This window comes from Hyphomonas sp., assembly GCF_040882205.1.
In the GTDB taxonomy this organism is placed as follows: Bacteria; Pseudomonadota; Alphaproteobacteria; order Caulobacterales; family Hyphomonadaceae; genus Hyphomonas.
Genome location: NZ_JBBEBT010000303.1, coordinates 1 through 13,588, shown reverse-complemented (window position 1 = coordinate 13,588; position 13,588 = coordinate 1). Strand labels below are relative to the sequence as shown.

Annotated in this window: 17 protein-coding genes; 8 read left to right on the top strand and 9 right to left on the bottom strand. The window is 63.4% G+C overall.

Features of this window, described 5'->3' with window-relative positions; translation table 11 throughout:
- On the bottom strand, window positions 1–516 hold a 516-nt coding region (locus WEA77_RS13060; protein ID WP_368068320.1), incomplete at its 3' end, for an epoxide hydrolase family protein.
- 201 nt (window positions 517–717) lie between these two features.
- Complete coding sequence (gene erpA / locus WEA77_RS13055) at window positions 718–1,059, bottom strand: iron-sulfur cluster insertion protein ErpA (protein ID WP_368068319.1); 342 nt, start codon at window positions 1,057–1,059, stop codon at window positions 718–720.
- Window positions 1,060–1,087: 28 nt separating this feature from the next.
- Here erpA and WEA77_RS13050 point away from each other — a divergent pair, with 28 nt between their 5' ends.
- The 5 genes from WEA77_RS13050 to scpB all read left to right on the top strand — a co-directional run bounded on the left by WEA77_RS13050 (window position 1,088) and on the right by scpB (window position 6,024).
- Window positions 1,088–2,260, top strand: a complete 1,173-nt coding sequence (locus WEA77_RS13050; RefSeq protein WP_368068318.1) for a deoxyguanosinetriphosphate triphosphohydrolase — start codon at window positions 1,088–1,090, stop codon at window positions 2,258–2,260.
- A gap of 102 nt (window positions 2,261–2,362) precedes the next feature.
- Window positions 2,363–3,175, top strand: a complete 813-nt coding sequence (locus WEA77_RS13045) for an SPOR domain-containing protein (protein ID WP_368068317.1) — start codon at window positions 2,363–2,365, stop codon at window positions 3,173–3,175.
- Between the two features lie 2 nt (window positions 3,176–3,177).
- Window positions 3,178–4,212 carry a beta-N-acetylhexosaminidase gene (nagZ, locus tag WEA77_RS13040; RefSeq protein WP_368068316.1) on the top strand — a complete coding sequence of 345 codons (1,035 nt, stop codon included), beginning with the start codon at window positions 3,178–3,180 and terminating at the stop codon, window positions 4,210–4,212.
- Complete coding sequence (locus WEA77_RS13035) at window positions 4,209–5,039, top strand: ScpA family protein (protein ID WP_368068315.1); 831 nt, start codon at window positions 4,209–4,211, stop codon at window positions 5,037–5,039. The genes nagZ and WEA77_RS13035 overlap by 4 nt, the downstream gene beginning before the upstream one ends.
- A complete protein-coding gene (gene scpB / locus WEA77_RS13030; RefSeq protein ID WP_368068314.1) occupies window positions 5,026–6,024 on the top strand; it encodes an SMC-Scp complex subunit ScpB in 999 nt (332 codons plus the stop codon). The genes WEA77_RS13035 and scpB overlap by 14 nt, the downstream gene beginning before the upstream one ends.
- A gap of 85 nt (window positions 6,025–6,109) precedes the next feature.
- On the opposite strand, the gene WEA77_RS13025 is transcribed toward scpB, so the two are convergent.
- The 5 genes from WEA77_RS13025 to WEA77_RS13005 all read right to left on the bottom strand — a co-directional run bounded on the left by WEA77_RS13025 (window position 6,110) and on the right by WEA77_RS13005 (window position 9,791).
- Window positions 6,110–6,361: a hypothetical protein gene (locus tag WEA77_RS13025; protein ID WP_368068313.1), complete on the bottom strand. Its 252-nt coding sequence runs from the start codon at window positions 6,359–6,361 to the stop codon at window positions 6,110–6,112.
- A gap of 99 nt (window positions 6,362–6,460) precedes the next feature.
- Window positions 6,461–7,072, bottom strand: a complete 612-nt coding sequence (locus tag WEA77_RS13020; RefSeq protein WP_368068312.1) for a DUF1287 domain-containing protein — start codon at window positions 7,070–7,072, stop codon at window positions 6,461–6,463.
- A gap of 43 nt (window positions 7,073–7,115) precedes the next feature.
- A complete protein-coding gene (locus WEA77_RS13015) occupies window positions 7,116–7,787 on the bottom strand; it encodes a nitroreductase (protein WP_368068311.1) in 672 nt (223 codons plus the stop codon).
- A 63-nt stretch (window positions 7,788–7,850) separates the two neighbouring features.
- Window positions 7,851–9,185: a cytochrome P450 gene (locus tag WEA77_RS13010; protein WP_368068310.1), complete on the bottom strand. Its 1,335-nt coding sequence runs from the start codon at window positions 9,183–9,185 to the stop codon at window positions 7,851–7,853.
- Window positions 9,186–9,302: 117 nt separating this feature from the next.
- Window positions 9,303–9,791, bottom strand: a complete 489-nt coding sequence (locus tag WEA77_RS13005; protein WP_368068309.1) for a DUF2244 domain-containing protein — start codon at window positions 9,789–9,791, stop codon at window positions 9,303–9,305.
- Between the two features lie 56 nt (window positions 9,792–9,847).
- Between WEA77_RS13005 and nth the strand changes: the two genes are divergently transcribed.
- Window positions 9,848–10,561, top strand: coding sequence for an endonuclease III (gene nth / locus WEA77_RS13000; protein WP_368068308.1), 714 nt, complete (start codon window positions 9,848–9,850; stop codon window positions 10,559–10,561).
- A gap of 118 nt (window positions 10,562–10,679) precedes the next feature.
- Here nth and WEA77_RS12995 read toward each other — a convergent pair whose 3' ends face one another.
- Complete coding sequence (locus WEA77_RS12995; protein ID WP_368068307.1) at window positions 10,680–11,555, bottom strand: RimK family alpha-L-glutamate ligase; 876 nt, start codon at window positions 11,553–11,555, stop codon at window positions 10,680–10,682.
- Between the two features lie 91 nt (window positions 11,556–11,646).
- Here WEA77_RS12995 and WEA77_RS12990 point away from each other — a divergent pair, with 91 nt between their 5' ends.
- Entirely contained in the window at window positions 11,647–12,645 is a 999-nt protein-coding gene (locus WEA77_RS12990) for an adenosine kinase (RefSeq protein WP_368068306.1), read from the top strand.
- On the opposite strand, the gene WEA77_RS12985 is transcribed toward WEA77_RS12990, so the two are convergent.
- Window positions 12,642–13,232, bottom strand: a complete 591-nt coding sequence (locus tag WEA77_RS12985; RefSeq protein WP_368068305.1) for a 2-hydroxychromene-2-carboxylate isomerase — start codon at window positions 13,230–13,232, stop codon at window positions 12,642–12,644. The two genes, WEA77_RS12990 and WEA77_RS12985, sit on opposite strands and share 4 nt — an antisense overlap.
- A gap of 61 nt (window positions 13,233–13,293) precedes the next feature.
- On the opposite strand from WEA77_RS12985, the gene WEA77_RS12980 reads away from it, so the two are divergent.
- A partial coding sequence (locus WEA77_RS12980) for a winged helix-turn-helix transcriptional regulator (protein ID WP_368068304.1) occupies window positions 13,294–13,588 on the top strand: 295 nt, incomplete at its 3' end.

The following is a 13,588-nucleotide window of genomic DNA, read 5'->3' as shown; positions in this document are numbered from 1 at the left end:
GGCCGGATGGCCAAGCACCTCCCGCATCAGCTTGTCCCACAGCGCCGCCGTCGCCCGCTGGCCAAGCGGCGAGGTGGGCTTACCGGAGAATCCATAGCCGGGCAGGGAGGGGATCACGAGATCGAACGCATCCTCTGCTTGTCCTGCGTAGTCTGACGGAAAGGCCAGCGGCCCTATGGCCTGCCAGAATTCATACACACTGCCCGGCCAGCCATGCGTGATCAGCAGCGGGCGTTTGCCCTTGGCTTCGCCCACCACATGTATAAAATGAACCGTCTGCCCGTCCACTTCGGCCTTGAACTGCGGCCAGCGGTTCAGCTCCGCCTCAGCCTTGCGCCAGTCATACGCCTCCAGCCAGTAGCGCTGGATATCCTGCATCACCGGCGTCGACATGCCATAGGCAAAGCCTTGCTCGTTGGCCGGGGCCGGAAACCAATGGAAAGCCTCCACCCGCGCACGGATCGCGGCAAGCTTTTCGTCAGGCACATGGATGGTGAAGGGTTTCGGCGCGGTCATGGGGCTTCCTCGTTTTTTGAAAGCCTACCTTGCGTGCGCGTGGGCTCCAAGTTTCACGCAGCGTCACCCATCTGCGGCTCATCCCGGCGAACGGCGAGATCCAGGCCTGGCGCAAAGTGCAGAGATGCGTCACTGGACCGCGTCTTCCGGCGGGGAGAGTGGCAGGTAGGACAGGCTGGCAAAAAGGGCTCTGACGCCGGATCAGACCGAAAAACTCGTCCCGCAGCCGCAGCCGCTCGTTGCGTTCGGGTTCCGGATCTTGAACGCAGCGCCGATCAGTTCGTTGGAGAAGTCGATCTCCGAGCCCTTCAGGAAATCAAGGCTCATCTCGTCGATCACCACCCGCGCGCCGTCCAACTCGACCACCCGGTCGTCCGGGTTGGCCTCCGGCGCAAAATCGAACTTGTAGGAAAAGCCCGAACAGCCCCCACCTTCAACGGACACACGCAGGAACGCCGCGCCGTCCTGTTTGGCGAGAATCGCATTAATCCGCTTCGCAGCCGAGGCTGTAAGGGTCACATCTGGTTTAGAAACGTCGGTCATAGGCAATAACATAAGGACGAAACCGGCCATGGAAAAGAGAGCCCCGTTCGCAACCCGGTTCGAAGACAGCCGCGGACGCTTCTTCAATGAGGCGCCCTCTGCGTCGCGTACGCCGTTCCAGCGTGACCGGGACCGGATCATCCATGCCACCGCTTTTCGCCGCCTGAAGCAGAAAATCCAGGTTTTCGTGGCCCATGAGGGGGATCATTTCCGCACAAGACTGACCCATTCACTGGAAGTCGCCCAGATTGCCCGAACGATTGCCCGCACATTGGGCCTCGACGAGGATCTCGCCGAAACGCTCGCCCTGTGCCATGACCTCGGCCATCCGCCATTCGGCCATGCCGGTGAGGACCAGCTGGATGCCTGCATGCAGCCCTATGACGGGTTCGACCATAATGCCCAGTCTCTGCGCATCGTCACGCGGCTGGAGCGGCGCTATCCGCAGTTCGACGGGCTGAACCTCAGCTGGGAAACGCTGGAGGGCCTCGTCAAGCACAATGGCCCGCTGCTCGGTCCCGATACGATGATGAAGGACCTTCCGGCCGCTTTCCGGGACTTTCTCCATCTGGAAGCCCTCGAGATCGACCAGTTCGCCGGCCCCGAGGCCCAGGTCGCCGCCCTGTCGGACGATATTGCCTATAACAATCACGATATCGATGACGGTATCGCCGCTGGCCTCTTCACCATCGAGGACCTGATGCGGCTTCCTGTGGTGGGGGATGTCTTCCGGGGTGTGCGGGTGGACTATCCCGCCATCGACGACCGGATGGTCACTTATGAGGCGGTCCGCCGCCTGATCGGCCTCTGGATCAACGACCTGGTGGACGAGACCCGCGCCCGGGTGAAGCGGCACAAGCCGAAATCGGCCGCCGATGTGCGTGCGATGGACACTCCGCTGATCGCCTTTTCACAAGCGCTGGAAGCACCCCAGCGCGCGCTCAGGGCTTTCCTGCATGCCCGGATGTACAAGCATTACCGGGTCAACCGGATGCGCTCGAAGGCCAAGCGCGTGCTGGCCGACCTGTTTGAGGTCTTCCTCCACGAGCCACAAACCCTGCCGCCGCCGTGGGGCGGGCTGGCCCAGCCGGTGGACGAAGTCCAGCGCGCCCGGACCGTCTGCGATTACATCGCCGGAATGACCGACACCTTCGCTCTGGAAGAGCATCGCCGCCTGTTCGATTCGCGCACCCTGACCTGAGCCTGGAACCCCCGTAAAACCGGGCAAACGCGCCTGTCTTCAAGGCTCGTTAAGGAAACGCGCCTAGCTGTTAACCTCAGGAATCTGTTCAGGGAGCGAGCCATGGCCCGCAGCAGCTCACAGGATGAAGAATACACCCCTTTTGACGACGATTATCGCGGCTTCGACGCCCGTGAGGATGAAACCGCGCGTGGTCCGCTGATTCTCACGCTTGCGATCGGCGTCCTGCTGATTTTCGGCGCAGTCGTCTGGAATACCTACCGGCAGGGCATCCGCCCGGAAGGCGAAGGCCTGCCCAGCGTGCTTGCCGAGGAAGCCCCCTTCAAGAAGGCGCCGGAAGCGGCCGGCGGCGCCGTGGTGGCGAACACCGAAATCCGCTTTTTCGACAAGATGGACGCCTCCAGCCGCGACCCCGTGCCGGAGCTCTCTGCGCCGGTCGTTGAACTCGCCGGCGCAGGCGCCGCCGGTGATGGCCTGCCGGCCAACCTTCGCCGGGGGCCGGTGGAGCCGATCACAGAGCTTGGCGCCGCCCCCGCCACCCCGCCGGCGGGCGAAACTCCCGCGCCGCAGGATCCCGCGACCTCCGAAGCGGTTGTAGCGGCCATCGCGCCAGCCGCAGTCACCGCGCCGCAAGGGCCGCGGGTGCGTTTCGCCTTCGCCAGCGGGGGCGATTATCTCGTCCAGATCGCGGCGCTCCGTTCCGAAGAAGCCGCCGAGACTGCCTGGAAACGGGTGACCGCTTCGGCGCCGGAGCTCTATTATGGTGCCACCAAAGTCATCCAGCGGGCCGATCTGGGCTCGGAGGGTGTGTTTTACCGGTTGCGCGTCGGGGCCTTTGCCGACAGATCGGAGGCCTCGGCCTTCTGTGACGCGGTCAAGGATGCCGGTGCCAACTGCATCGTGGTGAATGGATAGTGGTGAAAGCCTGCATTCTCAGCGTATCCGGCCCGGAATTGACCCTGGGCGAGGCTGCCCTGTTCGGGGCCGAGAACCCCTGGGGCGTCATTCTCATGGGCCGCTCCTGCGTCAACCGGATGCAGGTGCGCAAGCTGGTGGCGGACATCTGGGAAGCGACGGGCCACGAGACGCTGATCTTCATTGATCAGGAAGGCGGCCGCGTGGCGCGCCTTAAAGCGCCGGAATGGCCGCTGTTCCCGCGCGGATCGGACTATGCCGCCCTCTATGCGAAAAACCCTGAACTCGGCCGCGAGGCTACCTGGCTCGGCCACCGGCTGATCGCTGCTGAACTCGCCAGCCTCTCGATCCATGCCGACTGCGCCCCGGTGGTCGATCTGCCCGCGGCCGGCGCCCATGACATTATCGGCGACCGCGCCTTCGGCGCTGATCCGGCCGGCATCGCCGACCTCGCCGCGGCCGCCCTCGCAGGCCTTTCTGCCGGCGGCGTGGCGGGCGTCATCAAGCATATTCCCGGGCATGGCCGCGCCTTTGCAGACAGCCATTACGAACTGCCCCGCGTAACCGCCGGTCAGAACGAACTGGCGAGTGATTTCGATGCCTTTGCCCGGGTTGCCCATGCGCCGATGGCGATGACCGCTCACATTTCCTACGAAGCCTTCGATCCTGGCAAGGCGGCTACCGTGTCGCGCATCATGATTCAGGACGTCATCCGCGGCCGAATCGGGTTTGATGGCCTCCTGATGACGGATGATCTGGGGATGAAGGCCTTGGGGGGCACACTCACGCAGCGCGCCGACGCCTCGGTCGCGGCCGGCTGCGATGTGCTGCTGCATTGCTCCGGCTTCCTGAAAGACCCCGCCGAAATCCTCGCCGAGATGACCGAAGTTGCGCAAGCCGCACCGCATCTGGACGGCAAGGCGGAAGACCGCGCCGACGCCGCCGATGCCATCGCGCGCCGGTATGAACCGTTCGAGGCCGCCAGGGGCTGGCGCCGGTTCCGCGAACTCTTCCCGCAAGCGGGAGCAATGGCATGAGTAGAGAGGCGATCTCCATCGATGCCCTCTCGGCAGACGTTGCCGAAGCGGACGGCGTGAACCTCTTCTCGGTGGATGTGCCGGGCTATGAGGGGCCGCTGCATCTGCTGCTGGAACTTGCGCGGCGCCAGAAGGTGAACCTCTTACAGATTTCCATGTTGCAACTCGCCGAGCAGTACATGGGCTTCATCGAGGACGCGCGCACCAAGCGGATTGATCTGGCGGCGGACTATCTGCTTATGGCCTCCTGGCTCGCCTTCATGAAGTCGCGCCTGCTGCTGCCGAAACCGGAAGCGCTGGGCGATGATGAGCCGACCGGCGAGGAAATGGCAGCCCGTCTCGCCTTCCGCCTGAAGCGTCTCGACGCGATGCGCGATGCTGTGCGCGAACTAGAAGCCGGCCCTGTGCTGAACAATGTAGTGTTCCTGCGCGGCGCGCCGGTGCAGCCGAAAGTTGTCAGGCTGACCGAATTCACGGCAACGCTGTATGACCTGACCTCTGCCTTCGGCTTCATCCGTGAGCGCAAGGAAAAGGAAGCGCCGCACCGGATCGAGCGGCAGCCCGTTCTGGCGCTTGAGCAGGCGCGCAACACGCTGCGCGGCCTGCGCCAGCAGCTAGAGAACTGGTCGAGCCTTGACGATATCCGCACCGCGCTGTGTGAGCATTCGCCGGACCTGCCGGGCCGTTCGGTGACCGCCAGCGTCTTTTCTGCGGCGCTTGAACTGACCCGTGACGGCGAAGTCGACATACGCCAGGACGCGCACTTCGCGCCGATCTATCTGCGCAATGCCGAACGGGCCGGGGAGAGCCTCGATGCAACCGTCTGAGAAATCCAGGATGACCAATGACATGGCCGACGAGCGCCGCGATGCCATCAGCCAGCTTTCGGGCGCGCAGGCCCGCGCCGAGGCTGACCTTCTGGGAGGTCGCGATGCGCTGCTGGGCGAAGGCGTGCGCCGGGCGGAAGCCGTTTTGTTTGCAGCCGGTGAGCCGCTGTCTGCGGAGCAGATCGCGGAGATCCTGCCACAAGGCATCGAGGCGGGCGAAGTGCTGATGGCGCTTCGCGCGGTTTACTCCAAGCGCGGCGTGAACCTCGTCGAAGTGGCCGGCAAGTGGCGTTTCCAGACGGCGCAGGACCTCTCCTATCTCTTCGTCGAAGAGCGCCAGGTGCAGAAGAAACTCGGCCAGGCTTCGCTCGAGACGCTGGCGATCATCGCCTATGGCCAGCCGGTGACGCGCGCCGAAATCGAAGCCGTGCGCGGTGTCGCAGTGGCGAAATCCGTGATTGACACGCTGGTGGAGTCCGGTTGGGTGCGCGTGCGCGGGCGCCGTAAGACGCCGGGCCTGCCGATCACCTATGGCACGACTGACAAGTTCCTTGAGCATTTCGGCCTCGAAAGTCTCGATACCTTGCCCGGAAAGGCTGACCTCGAAGCCGAAGGCCTGCTGACTGATGTGATCCCGAGCGGGTTCCAGATGCCCGACGAAGAGGCCCTTTCGGAAGAAGACACGCTGATCAGCGACCTCGGTAATATCGAGGATGTGGAAGCCTTCGTGACAGACTTCATGGGCGATGAGACCACCCCTCCGTCCGCGGGGCAACCTGCCGCGGCTATTGCCGAAACGGATGAAGAAGGCGGCGAGGATGACCCCGAAGGCGGCCTCAGCGTCTTTGCTTATACCCGCGCGCCCAAACCGGAAGCCGACCCCGAAGCCTTCGGCCGTGACGCGGTCCAGGCCGCGGTGCGCAAAATGCGCAATGAGAGCCGGATGGCGCAGCAGCCGATGCATACATGGCGGGAAGACGAGTAGTTTCTTTGCGTTTGAGTTTTGAGGCGCGTCGCCCCTGTGGGCCGCAGACCATCTGAGAGCCCGTCTCCGGACCTCTCCTCCAGGTTTACATCAGTTTGTCGTCCCGGGATTTGCGCAGCAAATGCGCGGCAAGAATAAAGAATGTCCGGGGTTCGGTTTTCGCATGCGGCGAAACCGGGATGATAACAAACAGATGTTGCTGCGTTGGATAAGCCGGAAGATGGCCCCTCAGATGCGCGCCCGCATAGAGGGTGACACAAGCAGGTATGTCGTGTCTGGCTTCGAGACCCTTACCTGCAACGTCCTTGGCGCGGGTTCCCTCGCTCTGCCATTTCATGAGAGAGCGGGGTTAAGTTGCGGGCGTGGCGGCGAGGTGGAAACCCCCGTATCGCGGGAGAGTGAGGGCCAGTTGCGCAGCCATGGACGGCGGCGGTCTTCAGGCAGTATCTGCCGGCGCAAACCGGAACCGTCTCGGCATATCATAATCCGCATACAGCTCATCTTCCCGCGTGCCGCCGCCGATATTGTGGATGTACAGGGCGCGGCCGGTCAGCGCGTCATGGCCGGAGAATATGGCAATATGGGGCAGGCGGCCGCCGAGGCGCATGGTGATCAGGTCACCCACCTGCCAGTCCTCGCGCGTGCCGGGGGCGTCGCGCTCGCGTCCCTGGCGTTGGAAGTAGCGTTCGAGATTCGGCACGCGGCGATGGTCGATATTGCGGTCGGCGCGCGTCAGGCCCCAGGTTTTCGGATAACTGGCGAAATTCGCCTTCATGTCGTCATGCACAAGTACCTGCAGGTCCATGTCGAAGGCGTCGCGGTAGGCGCGGATCACAACGTCCGTACACACGCCGGTTTCCCGCGCCACGTCGCCGCCGGGATATTCCAGCGTTACATAGGCGGGATTGTATCCGGTTGTGACGCCGATCTGCTTGCGGGCGGCGCGCACGAGCTTTTTCGTCCAGACGCTTTCTGCCTCGACCAGAGGCAGCGTCGGCAGGAGTGGCAGCCCGAGGGCTGAGACGAAGAAGGATCGACGCGTCAACATGCCCGGATTAAAGCGCGGCCTTGCGGCAGGATTTTGTCCGAAATCAGAAGCCTCTGAACTCGGCAATTTCGTCGACCGGTGCGCGCTCGGCATAGAGGTTGTTGGCCTTGTCGGCCTTGTCCGGCTTGCCGATGGCGAGGCCGCACCAGATCATTTCCGTCGGGCCGAGGCCGAAATGCTCTTTCAGGGTCGGGCGCAGGATGCCCCAGCATTCCTGCATGCAGGTGCCCCAGCCACGCTCTTCGGCGAGGAGAGCGAGGGTCTGCAGGTACATGCCCGTATGGCCCCACTGGCCGTGGCCCATGCGCTCGTCAATGACGATGAACAGGGCGAGCGGCGCGCCGAAGAAACGGAAATTGTTGGCGAACCAGCGCATCCGGCCGGCGCGGTCCTCGCGCGGGATTTCGAGCGCTTCGTAGAGCATCTCGCCAACGCGGCGGCGGCGAGCTTCGTGCGGCTCCCAGAGGTCTTTCGGATAGATCGGCCGGTCGGTCGGCTCGCCGCCCGGGGTAACTGAGAGCCTGGCCTGAGCGATTTCGATGACCTTGTCTTTCTCCGCGCCGGTGACGGCGATGACGCGCCAGGGTTGGGTATTGCCGCCGGAAGGTGCGCGCTGCGCCGCGGTGAGCCAGTCGCGCACCTCGTTGAGCGGCAACGGATCGGGCAGGAAGCCCCGCGTGGAAATGCGCTGCGCAACGGCCTTGGATACGTCCATGAAAAAAACCTCCCGACATCTCTGCCGGGAGGTCTAATCAGGATACGGCGCTGCAGCCAGTCCTTACTTCGGGTGAAGCACGACCGGCATCCAGGTGTAGCCGCGCACGAAGGCGCCGGACGTGAAGGACGGCTCGGCCAGCACTTCGATATGCTCGTAGCGGGCCATCAGCTCTTCCCAGAGGATCTTCAGCTGCAGCTCGGCGAGTCGGTTGCCAACGCAGCGGTGGATGCCGAAGCCGAATGAAAGATGCTGGCGGGCGTTCTTGCGGTCTATGATGAAGTCTTCCGGGTTTTCTTTCCAGAAGTTCGTGTCGCGGTTGCCCGAGACATACCACATGGCGACTTGCTCACCCTTTTTGATCGTCTTTCCACGGATCGTGACGTCTTCCAGCGCGGTGCGGCGCATGAAGGAGAGCGGCGTCTGCCAGCGGATCGTTTCCGACACCATGTTCGGGATCAGTGACTCATCGGCTTTCAGTTTCTTGTACTGTTCCGGATACTTGTTCAGCGCATAGACCGAAGCGGTCATCGTGTTGCGGCTGGTATCGTTGCCGCCGACGATCAGCAGGATCACGTTGCCGAGCAGTTCCATCGGCGTCATGTTTTTGGTCTTGTCGCCGTGGGCGAGCAGGCTGATCAGATCGCCATTTTCAGCCTCAGCGCCGCGTTGCTGGAACAGGCCCATGAACGTGGTGAGGCACTGCATCATTTCCTGTTTCCACTGGACTTCGCCGCCCGGGCAGATGTCCGGGTTGTGCATGTTGGTGGCGATGTCCGACCAGCGGGTCAGCTCGCGCCGGCGTTCCTGCGGGTAACCGAAAAGGGTGGCCAGCATCATGCCGGTGAGCTCGATGGAGACGCGGTCGACCCAGTCGAACGGCTCGTTCACCGGCAAGGCGTCCAGCACGGCCTGCGTGCGGGCGCGGATGACGGAACCGTATTCCTTCAGCATGTTTGGGGCGACGGCCGGCTGAACGGTCTTGCGCTGTTCGGAATGGCGCGGCTCGTCCATCGCGATGAACATTGGCATCTCGAAATCTTCGAGCGGCGGGCCAAGCGTGATGCCGCCATATTCCCACGAGGAAGAGAAGCGTTTGTGGTCCGTATCCACGGCCATGATGTCTTCGTAGAGTGTCACCGACCAGTAGGGGCCGACGAAGCTGTCCGGGGTGTAGTGGACCGGGTCTTCCTTGCGCAGGCGCTCGAGACGGTCCCAGAACTTGCCCTGGCGCCACATTTCCGGGTCGACCACGTCGAGGGTTTCCAGCGCGAGGTCGCAGGCGGGCCGCACCTCGCCGAAGGTCGGCGTGTAGCCGGGGTGCATCGGTTCGCGGGGCGTAACTTTCGGGCGCTCGAGGGCGGGGTGATTCTCGAAGGTGAAAGTGTCGGCTGCCATGGAAAATCCTCCGGTGTCTGGCCCATATTCGGGGCGATTGAACGCGTGGCTGATTTTTTAGCACAGCCGGATTTAAAAATCCATGACGCATGCGTCATTTTTGTCCGATTGCGTCATTCAGGCGGGCAGGCGCTCGGCTCTGGCGGCGCGAAGGGCGTTGCGGAGGGCGGCGGCAAAGCTCTTGCGCTCCTCAACGGTCAGGAACCGGCCGATTACCCAGGCAGTGCGGCCATGCTCAATCCGTAGCCAGCTGGCCTGCGTCAGCGGCTCGTCCAGTTCGACCCGGGCGAAGGCGGTCGGCACCTCGGCGACCTTCAGGCGCCCCTTGGTATCTGTGTGTTGCAGGCGGATCTGCCGGGCAGTGACCGTTATGTGCGTCTCCTCGCGCAGCTTGCGGAAGGAGAGGCGGAAGGCCAGCCAGATTGCCAGCATGTCGAGCCCGAGGAAGCCGAGGATCGGCGCGGCGCCCATCGACCAGAACATCAGGCCGGTAAGAAAGAACACGACCGCCACGATGGCCATGCCTATGGCGAACCCGCGCTCGCTGAGGGAGCGGTTGGGGGTCAGGACGGCGTCAAGGTAGATCGTTTCGGCCGGTTCGCTCATGCCCTTGGATCTAGCATGCCCTTGCGCCGGAAAAAGGGCGCTCTATGCCTCAAGGCATGGTCAAAGCAGCGCACCCGAAATCGAAATTCACCCGCGCGAAAGCCGCCGAGCTGTTCGCCGCTCTCGCCGCCGACCGGCCGGACCCGCGCACGGAGCTGGACTTTGTGAACCCGTTCACGCTGGTTGTGGCGGTGGCCCTCTCGGCGCAGGCGACTGACGTCGGCGTCAATAAGGCAACCAGGAAACTGTTCGCCGTGGCCGACACGCCGGAGAAGATGCTCGCGCTGGGGGAGGAAGGTGTTGCGTCGCATATCCGCACCATTGGCCTCTGGCGGAACAAGGCGAAGAACGTGATCGCTCTCAGCCGTAAGATCATCGGGGATTTCGGCGGCGAGGTGCCCCGCACGCGGGAGGAACTGGTGACGCTGCCGGGCGTTGGCCGCAAGACCGCGAACGTGGTGATGAACGAAGCCTTCGGTGAGCCGACGATTGCGGTGGACACGCACATCTTCCGCGTCTCGAACCGGACGCGATTGTCACCGGGAAAAACGCCCGACCAGGTCGAGGCCGGGCTGGAGCGGATTACGCCGCTGGATTTCAAGAAGGGCGCGCACCACTGGCTGATCCTGCACGGGCGCTATGTATGTAAGGCCCGCAAGCCGGAATGCTGGCAGTGCGCAATCAGTCATCTGTGTGCGTATAAACCGAAGACACCGGATCCGGAGACGTTAGGGAAGCTGGGCCCGCGAGGGCCAAGGAGCGTGACCTGAAAACCCCTCTCCCTGCGTGAGAGCAGCGGGGGTGAGGGCGCGTGTACGTCAGGCGATATGGCGGGTGGAAGTGTTGCGCGCCCTGTACCCCGATCCCTTCTCTGAAGGGAGAAGGGGCTTAAACGCCAAGCCTTCGTGCCACGCCCGCCGCCATCCGCTCGCCCAGTTCCGGCCCTTCGACCGGGTAGAGATACGGCTCGATAACTTCCAGTTCCATCAGCAGGAGTTCGCCGTCCGCGCCGCGCAGCATGTCGACGCGGCCATACAGCGGAGCCTCGTCCAGCGTGCCTATGATGGCGCGGGCCGCGGCGAGATCGTCTGCTCCCGGAGTAATCTTTTCTTCCCGTCCGCCATAAGTGGACTGGATGCGATAGTCTCCCGGCTGGGCGCGTTTGATCAGGGCGTGGCTGAATTCGCCGTCGATGAAGATGAAGGAGAGTTCGCCCTCGGTCTGGATCATCGGCAGGAAAGGCTGGGCCATCATCGGGTGGCGCATCTCGGGGACGGGCTCGCCGCGTTTCAGGCGGTGCTGGTCCTTCGCGCCGGCGCCGACCTGGCGCTTGAACACGAGGTCATCGCTCTCCAGCGTGGCGAAGGCGGCGCGCGCTGCTGCATCATCGGCGACATCCAGCCAAAGCGTCGGGATCAGCTTCGCGCCCTTGGTTTCCAGCTCCCGCAGATAGGTCTTGCGCACATTCCATTTCACCAGCGCCGAGCCATTGAAGAGGCGCGTCTGGCCCTCGATGCGCTCCAGCGCGGCCAGGAACTCGTCCAGCCTGTCCCAATAGTCCCAGGTCGTGCCAATGATGACGGCGCCATAGGCCGACCAATCGGCTTTCGGATCGTCCCATGAAACCTCCTCGATGCGAAAACCCCGCGCCTCGAAGGGGCCGCGCAGGGCGTCCATCATGAAGTCATGCTCGAAGGCATCGGTGCGGCGGATGGGCGAGCCCGGCAGGGTCACGCGGCTGGCAAGATAGGCGATTTTTTTCATCCGCGGGGCTGTAATGGGGTCCGGGCCTTGTGTCCACGCCCCCTGTCTGGCAAGGCGCGGCAAGGCAGCAGCGAGCAGGGATCAGGGCAGTATGAGCAGCGCAAAATATGATGTGGTGGGCCTTGGAAACGCGATTGTCGACGTGTTGGCCCCCTGCGACGACGCCTTCCTAGCGGCCCACGGAATCGCCAAGGACGCGATGATCCTGATCGAGGAGCCGCGCGCCGAAGAGCTGACACGCCTGGCCATAAACCCGGTGATCACTTCGGGCGGCTCCGGCGCCAACACGATTGCAGGCCTTGCCAGCTTTGGCGCCTCGGCTGCCTATATCGGCAAGATTGCCGGCGACGAACTCGGCCACCAGTTCATGCGTGAGATGATGTCGACCGGCGTGCCCTTCCACACGCGCCCGCTGAGTGAAGGCCCGGCCACCGCGCGCTCGATCATCTTCGTCACCGATGACGGTCACCGTAGCATGAACACTTTCCTCGGAGCCTCGGTGCTGTTTTCGCGCGATGACGTGGACGCCGAGATGGTCCGTGCCGGAAGCATACTCTACCTGGAAGGCTACCTCTTCGACAAGGACCAGGCCAAAGCCGCTTTCGTGCATGCGGCCGAAATCGCCAAGGCGGCCGGCCGTAAGGTGGCGGTGACGATGTCCGACAGTTTTTGCGTGGACCGGCACCGGGCAAGCTTCCGCCAGCTGGTGCGCGGCTATGCCGACATCGTATTTGCCAATGAGGCGGAGTTGCTCTCGCTGTATGAGACGAAGGATTTCGACGTGGCGCTCAGCGCCTTGCAGGCCGATTGCGCCGTGGCGGCCGTGACGCGCAGCGCCAAAGGCTCAGTGGTCATCGGCGACGGCGCGCCCATAGCTGTGCCAGCTGAGCCGGTGAAGAAGGTGATCGATACGACCGGAGCGGGTGACCAGTATGCGGCGGGATTCCTGCACGGCATCGCGCGCGGCCTTCCGCTGGCCACCTGCGCCCGTCTGGGTCATATCGCGGCGGCAGAAGTGATCGCGCACTATGGTCCGCGCCCGGAGCAATCCTACAAGGCGCTGGCGGAGAAGGCGGGGATTTTCGTCTAGGCGAGCGCCCGCTCCACATAGTCCAGGCGGTCATGGCCGAAATACAGCTCGTCGCCGACGAAGAAGCTCGGGGCGCCGAACACTCCGCGGGCGATTGCGCCATCGGTGACCTCTTTCAGTTTTTGCTTGTTTGCCGGATCCTGAGCGGCGGCGAGGAAGGCGTCTGCGTCAAAGCCGTTCGCTGTGCATAGCGCCGCGAGTTTAGCCGGATCGCCGAGGTCAACAGGGTCCGGCTGGCCCCAGGCGGCGTGAAATGCGGCCTTGATGAAGCGGCGCTGTTCGGCCTTGTCCGTCATGCCGGTCAGCCCGCGCAGGATGGCCAGCGTGTTGATGGGGAAGGCGGGGTTCATGTAGACTTTTACGCCGATATGCGCTGCGCAGCGCTGCAGGTCGCGGTTCATGTATTTCGCCTTCGCAGGCACCGTGCCCGGGGGCTTGTTGCCGCTGCCCTGCATCACGCCGCCGAGGAACATGGGCACGAAGATGGCTTCGGCCCCGGTCCGCTCTTCCACGCTCAGAACGACGGGCAGGGCCAGATAGGCTGTCGGGCTCGTGAAATCGAAGTAGAATTCAAACGATTTTGACATGTCAGTCTCCCATTAAGTTTTGTTTTGGAACTTATGGCAAAATGCGGTATGGGTGTCATCCATGAAATGGTCCGAACTGTCTGATAACTGGTGCCCGGTTGCGCGAACGCTTTCAGTCGTGGGCGACCGCTGGACGCTGCTGATCCTGCGGGACTGCTATCTCGGCAAATCGAAGTTCGAGGAGTTTGCCGGGTCCAGCGGCATGACGCGGCATATCCTGGCCGAGCGACTGAAGCGGCTGGTCGAGGAGGGCGTCCTCGAACGCCGCACCTATTCCAGCGCACCGAAGCGGTATGATTATCTGCTGACGGCGAAGGGCGAGGAACTCCGCCCGGCGCTCAAGATCATGAAGGACT

Coding starts and splice junctions, on each gene's coding strand:
- WEA77_RS13005 (WP_368068309.1), bottom strand. CDS start 9,791: ATGAGCGAACCGGCCGAAACGATCTACCTTGACGCCGTCCTGACCCCC.
- WEA77_RS13015 (WP_368068311.1), bottom strand. CDS start 7,787: ATGGACGTATCCAAGGCCGTTGCGCAGCGCATTTCCACGCGGGGCTTC.
- WEA77_RS13035 (WP_368068315.1), top strand. CDS start 4,209: ATGAGTAGAGAGGCGATCTCCATCGATGCCCTCTCGGCAGACGTTGCC.
- WEA77_RS12995 (WP_368068307.1), bottom strand. CDS start 11,555: ATGAAAAAAATCGCCTATCTTGCCAGCCGCGTGACCCTGCCGGGCTCG.
- erpA (WP_368068319.1), bottom strand. CDS start 1,059: ATGACCGACGTTTCTAAACCAGATGTGACCCTTACAGCCTCGGCTGCG.
- WEA77_RS13020 (WP_368068312.1), bottom strand. CDS start 7,072: ATGTTGACGCGTCGATCCTTCTTCGTCTCAGCCCTCGGGCTGCCACTC.
- WEA77_RS13045 (WP_368068317.1), top strand. CDS start 2,363: ATGGCCCGCAGCAGCTCACAGGATGAAGAATACACCCCTTTTGACGAC.
- scpB (WP_368068314.1), top strand. CDS start 5,026: ATGCAACCGTCTGAGAAATCCAGGATGACCAATGACATGGCCGACGAG.
- WEA77_RS12985 (WP_368068305.1), bottom strand. CDS start 13,232: ATGTCAAAATCGTTTGAATTCTACTTCGATTTCACGAGCCCGACAGCC.
- WEA77_RS13010 (WP_368068310.1), bottom strand. CDS start 9,185: ATGGCAGCCGACACTTTCACCTTCGAGAATCACCCCGCCCTCGAGCGC.
- WEA77_RS13050 (WP_368068318.1), top strand. CDS start 1,088: ATGGAAAAGAGAGCCCCGTTCGCAACCCGGTTCGAAGACAGCCGCGGA.
- WEA77_RS12990 (WP_368068306.1), top strand. CDS start 11,647: ATGAGCAGCGCAAAATATGATGTGGTGGGCCTTGGAAACGCGATTGTC.
- WEA77_RS13025 (WP_368068313.1), bottom strand. CDS start 6,361: ATGAAATGGCAGAGCGAGGGAACCCGCGCCAAGGACGTTGCAGGTAAG.
- nth (WP_368068308.1), top strand. CDS start 9,848: ATGGTCAAAGCAGCGCACCCGAAATCGAAATTCACCCGCGCGAAAGCC.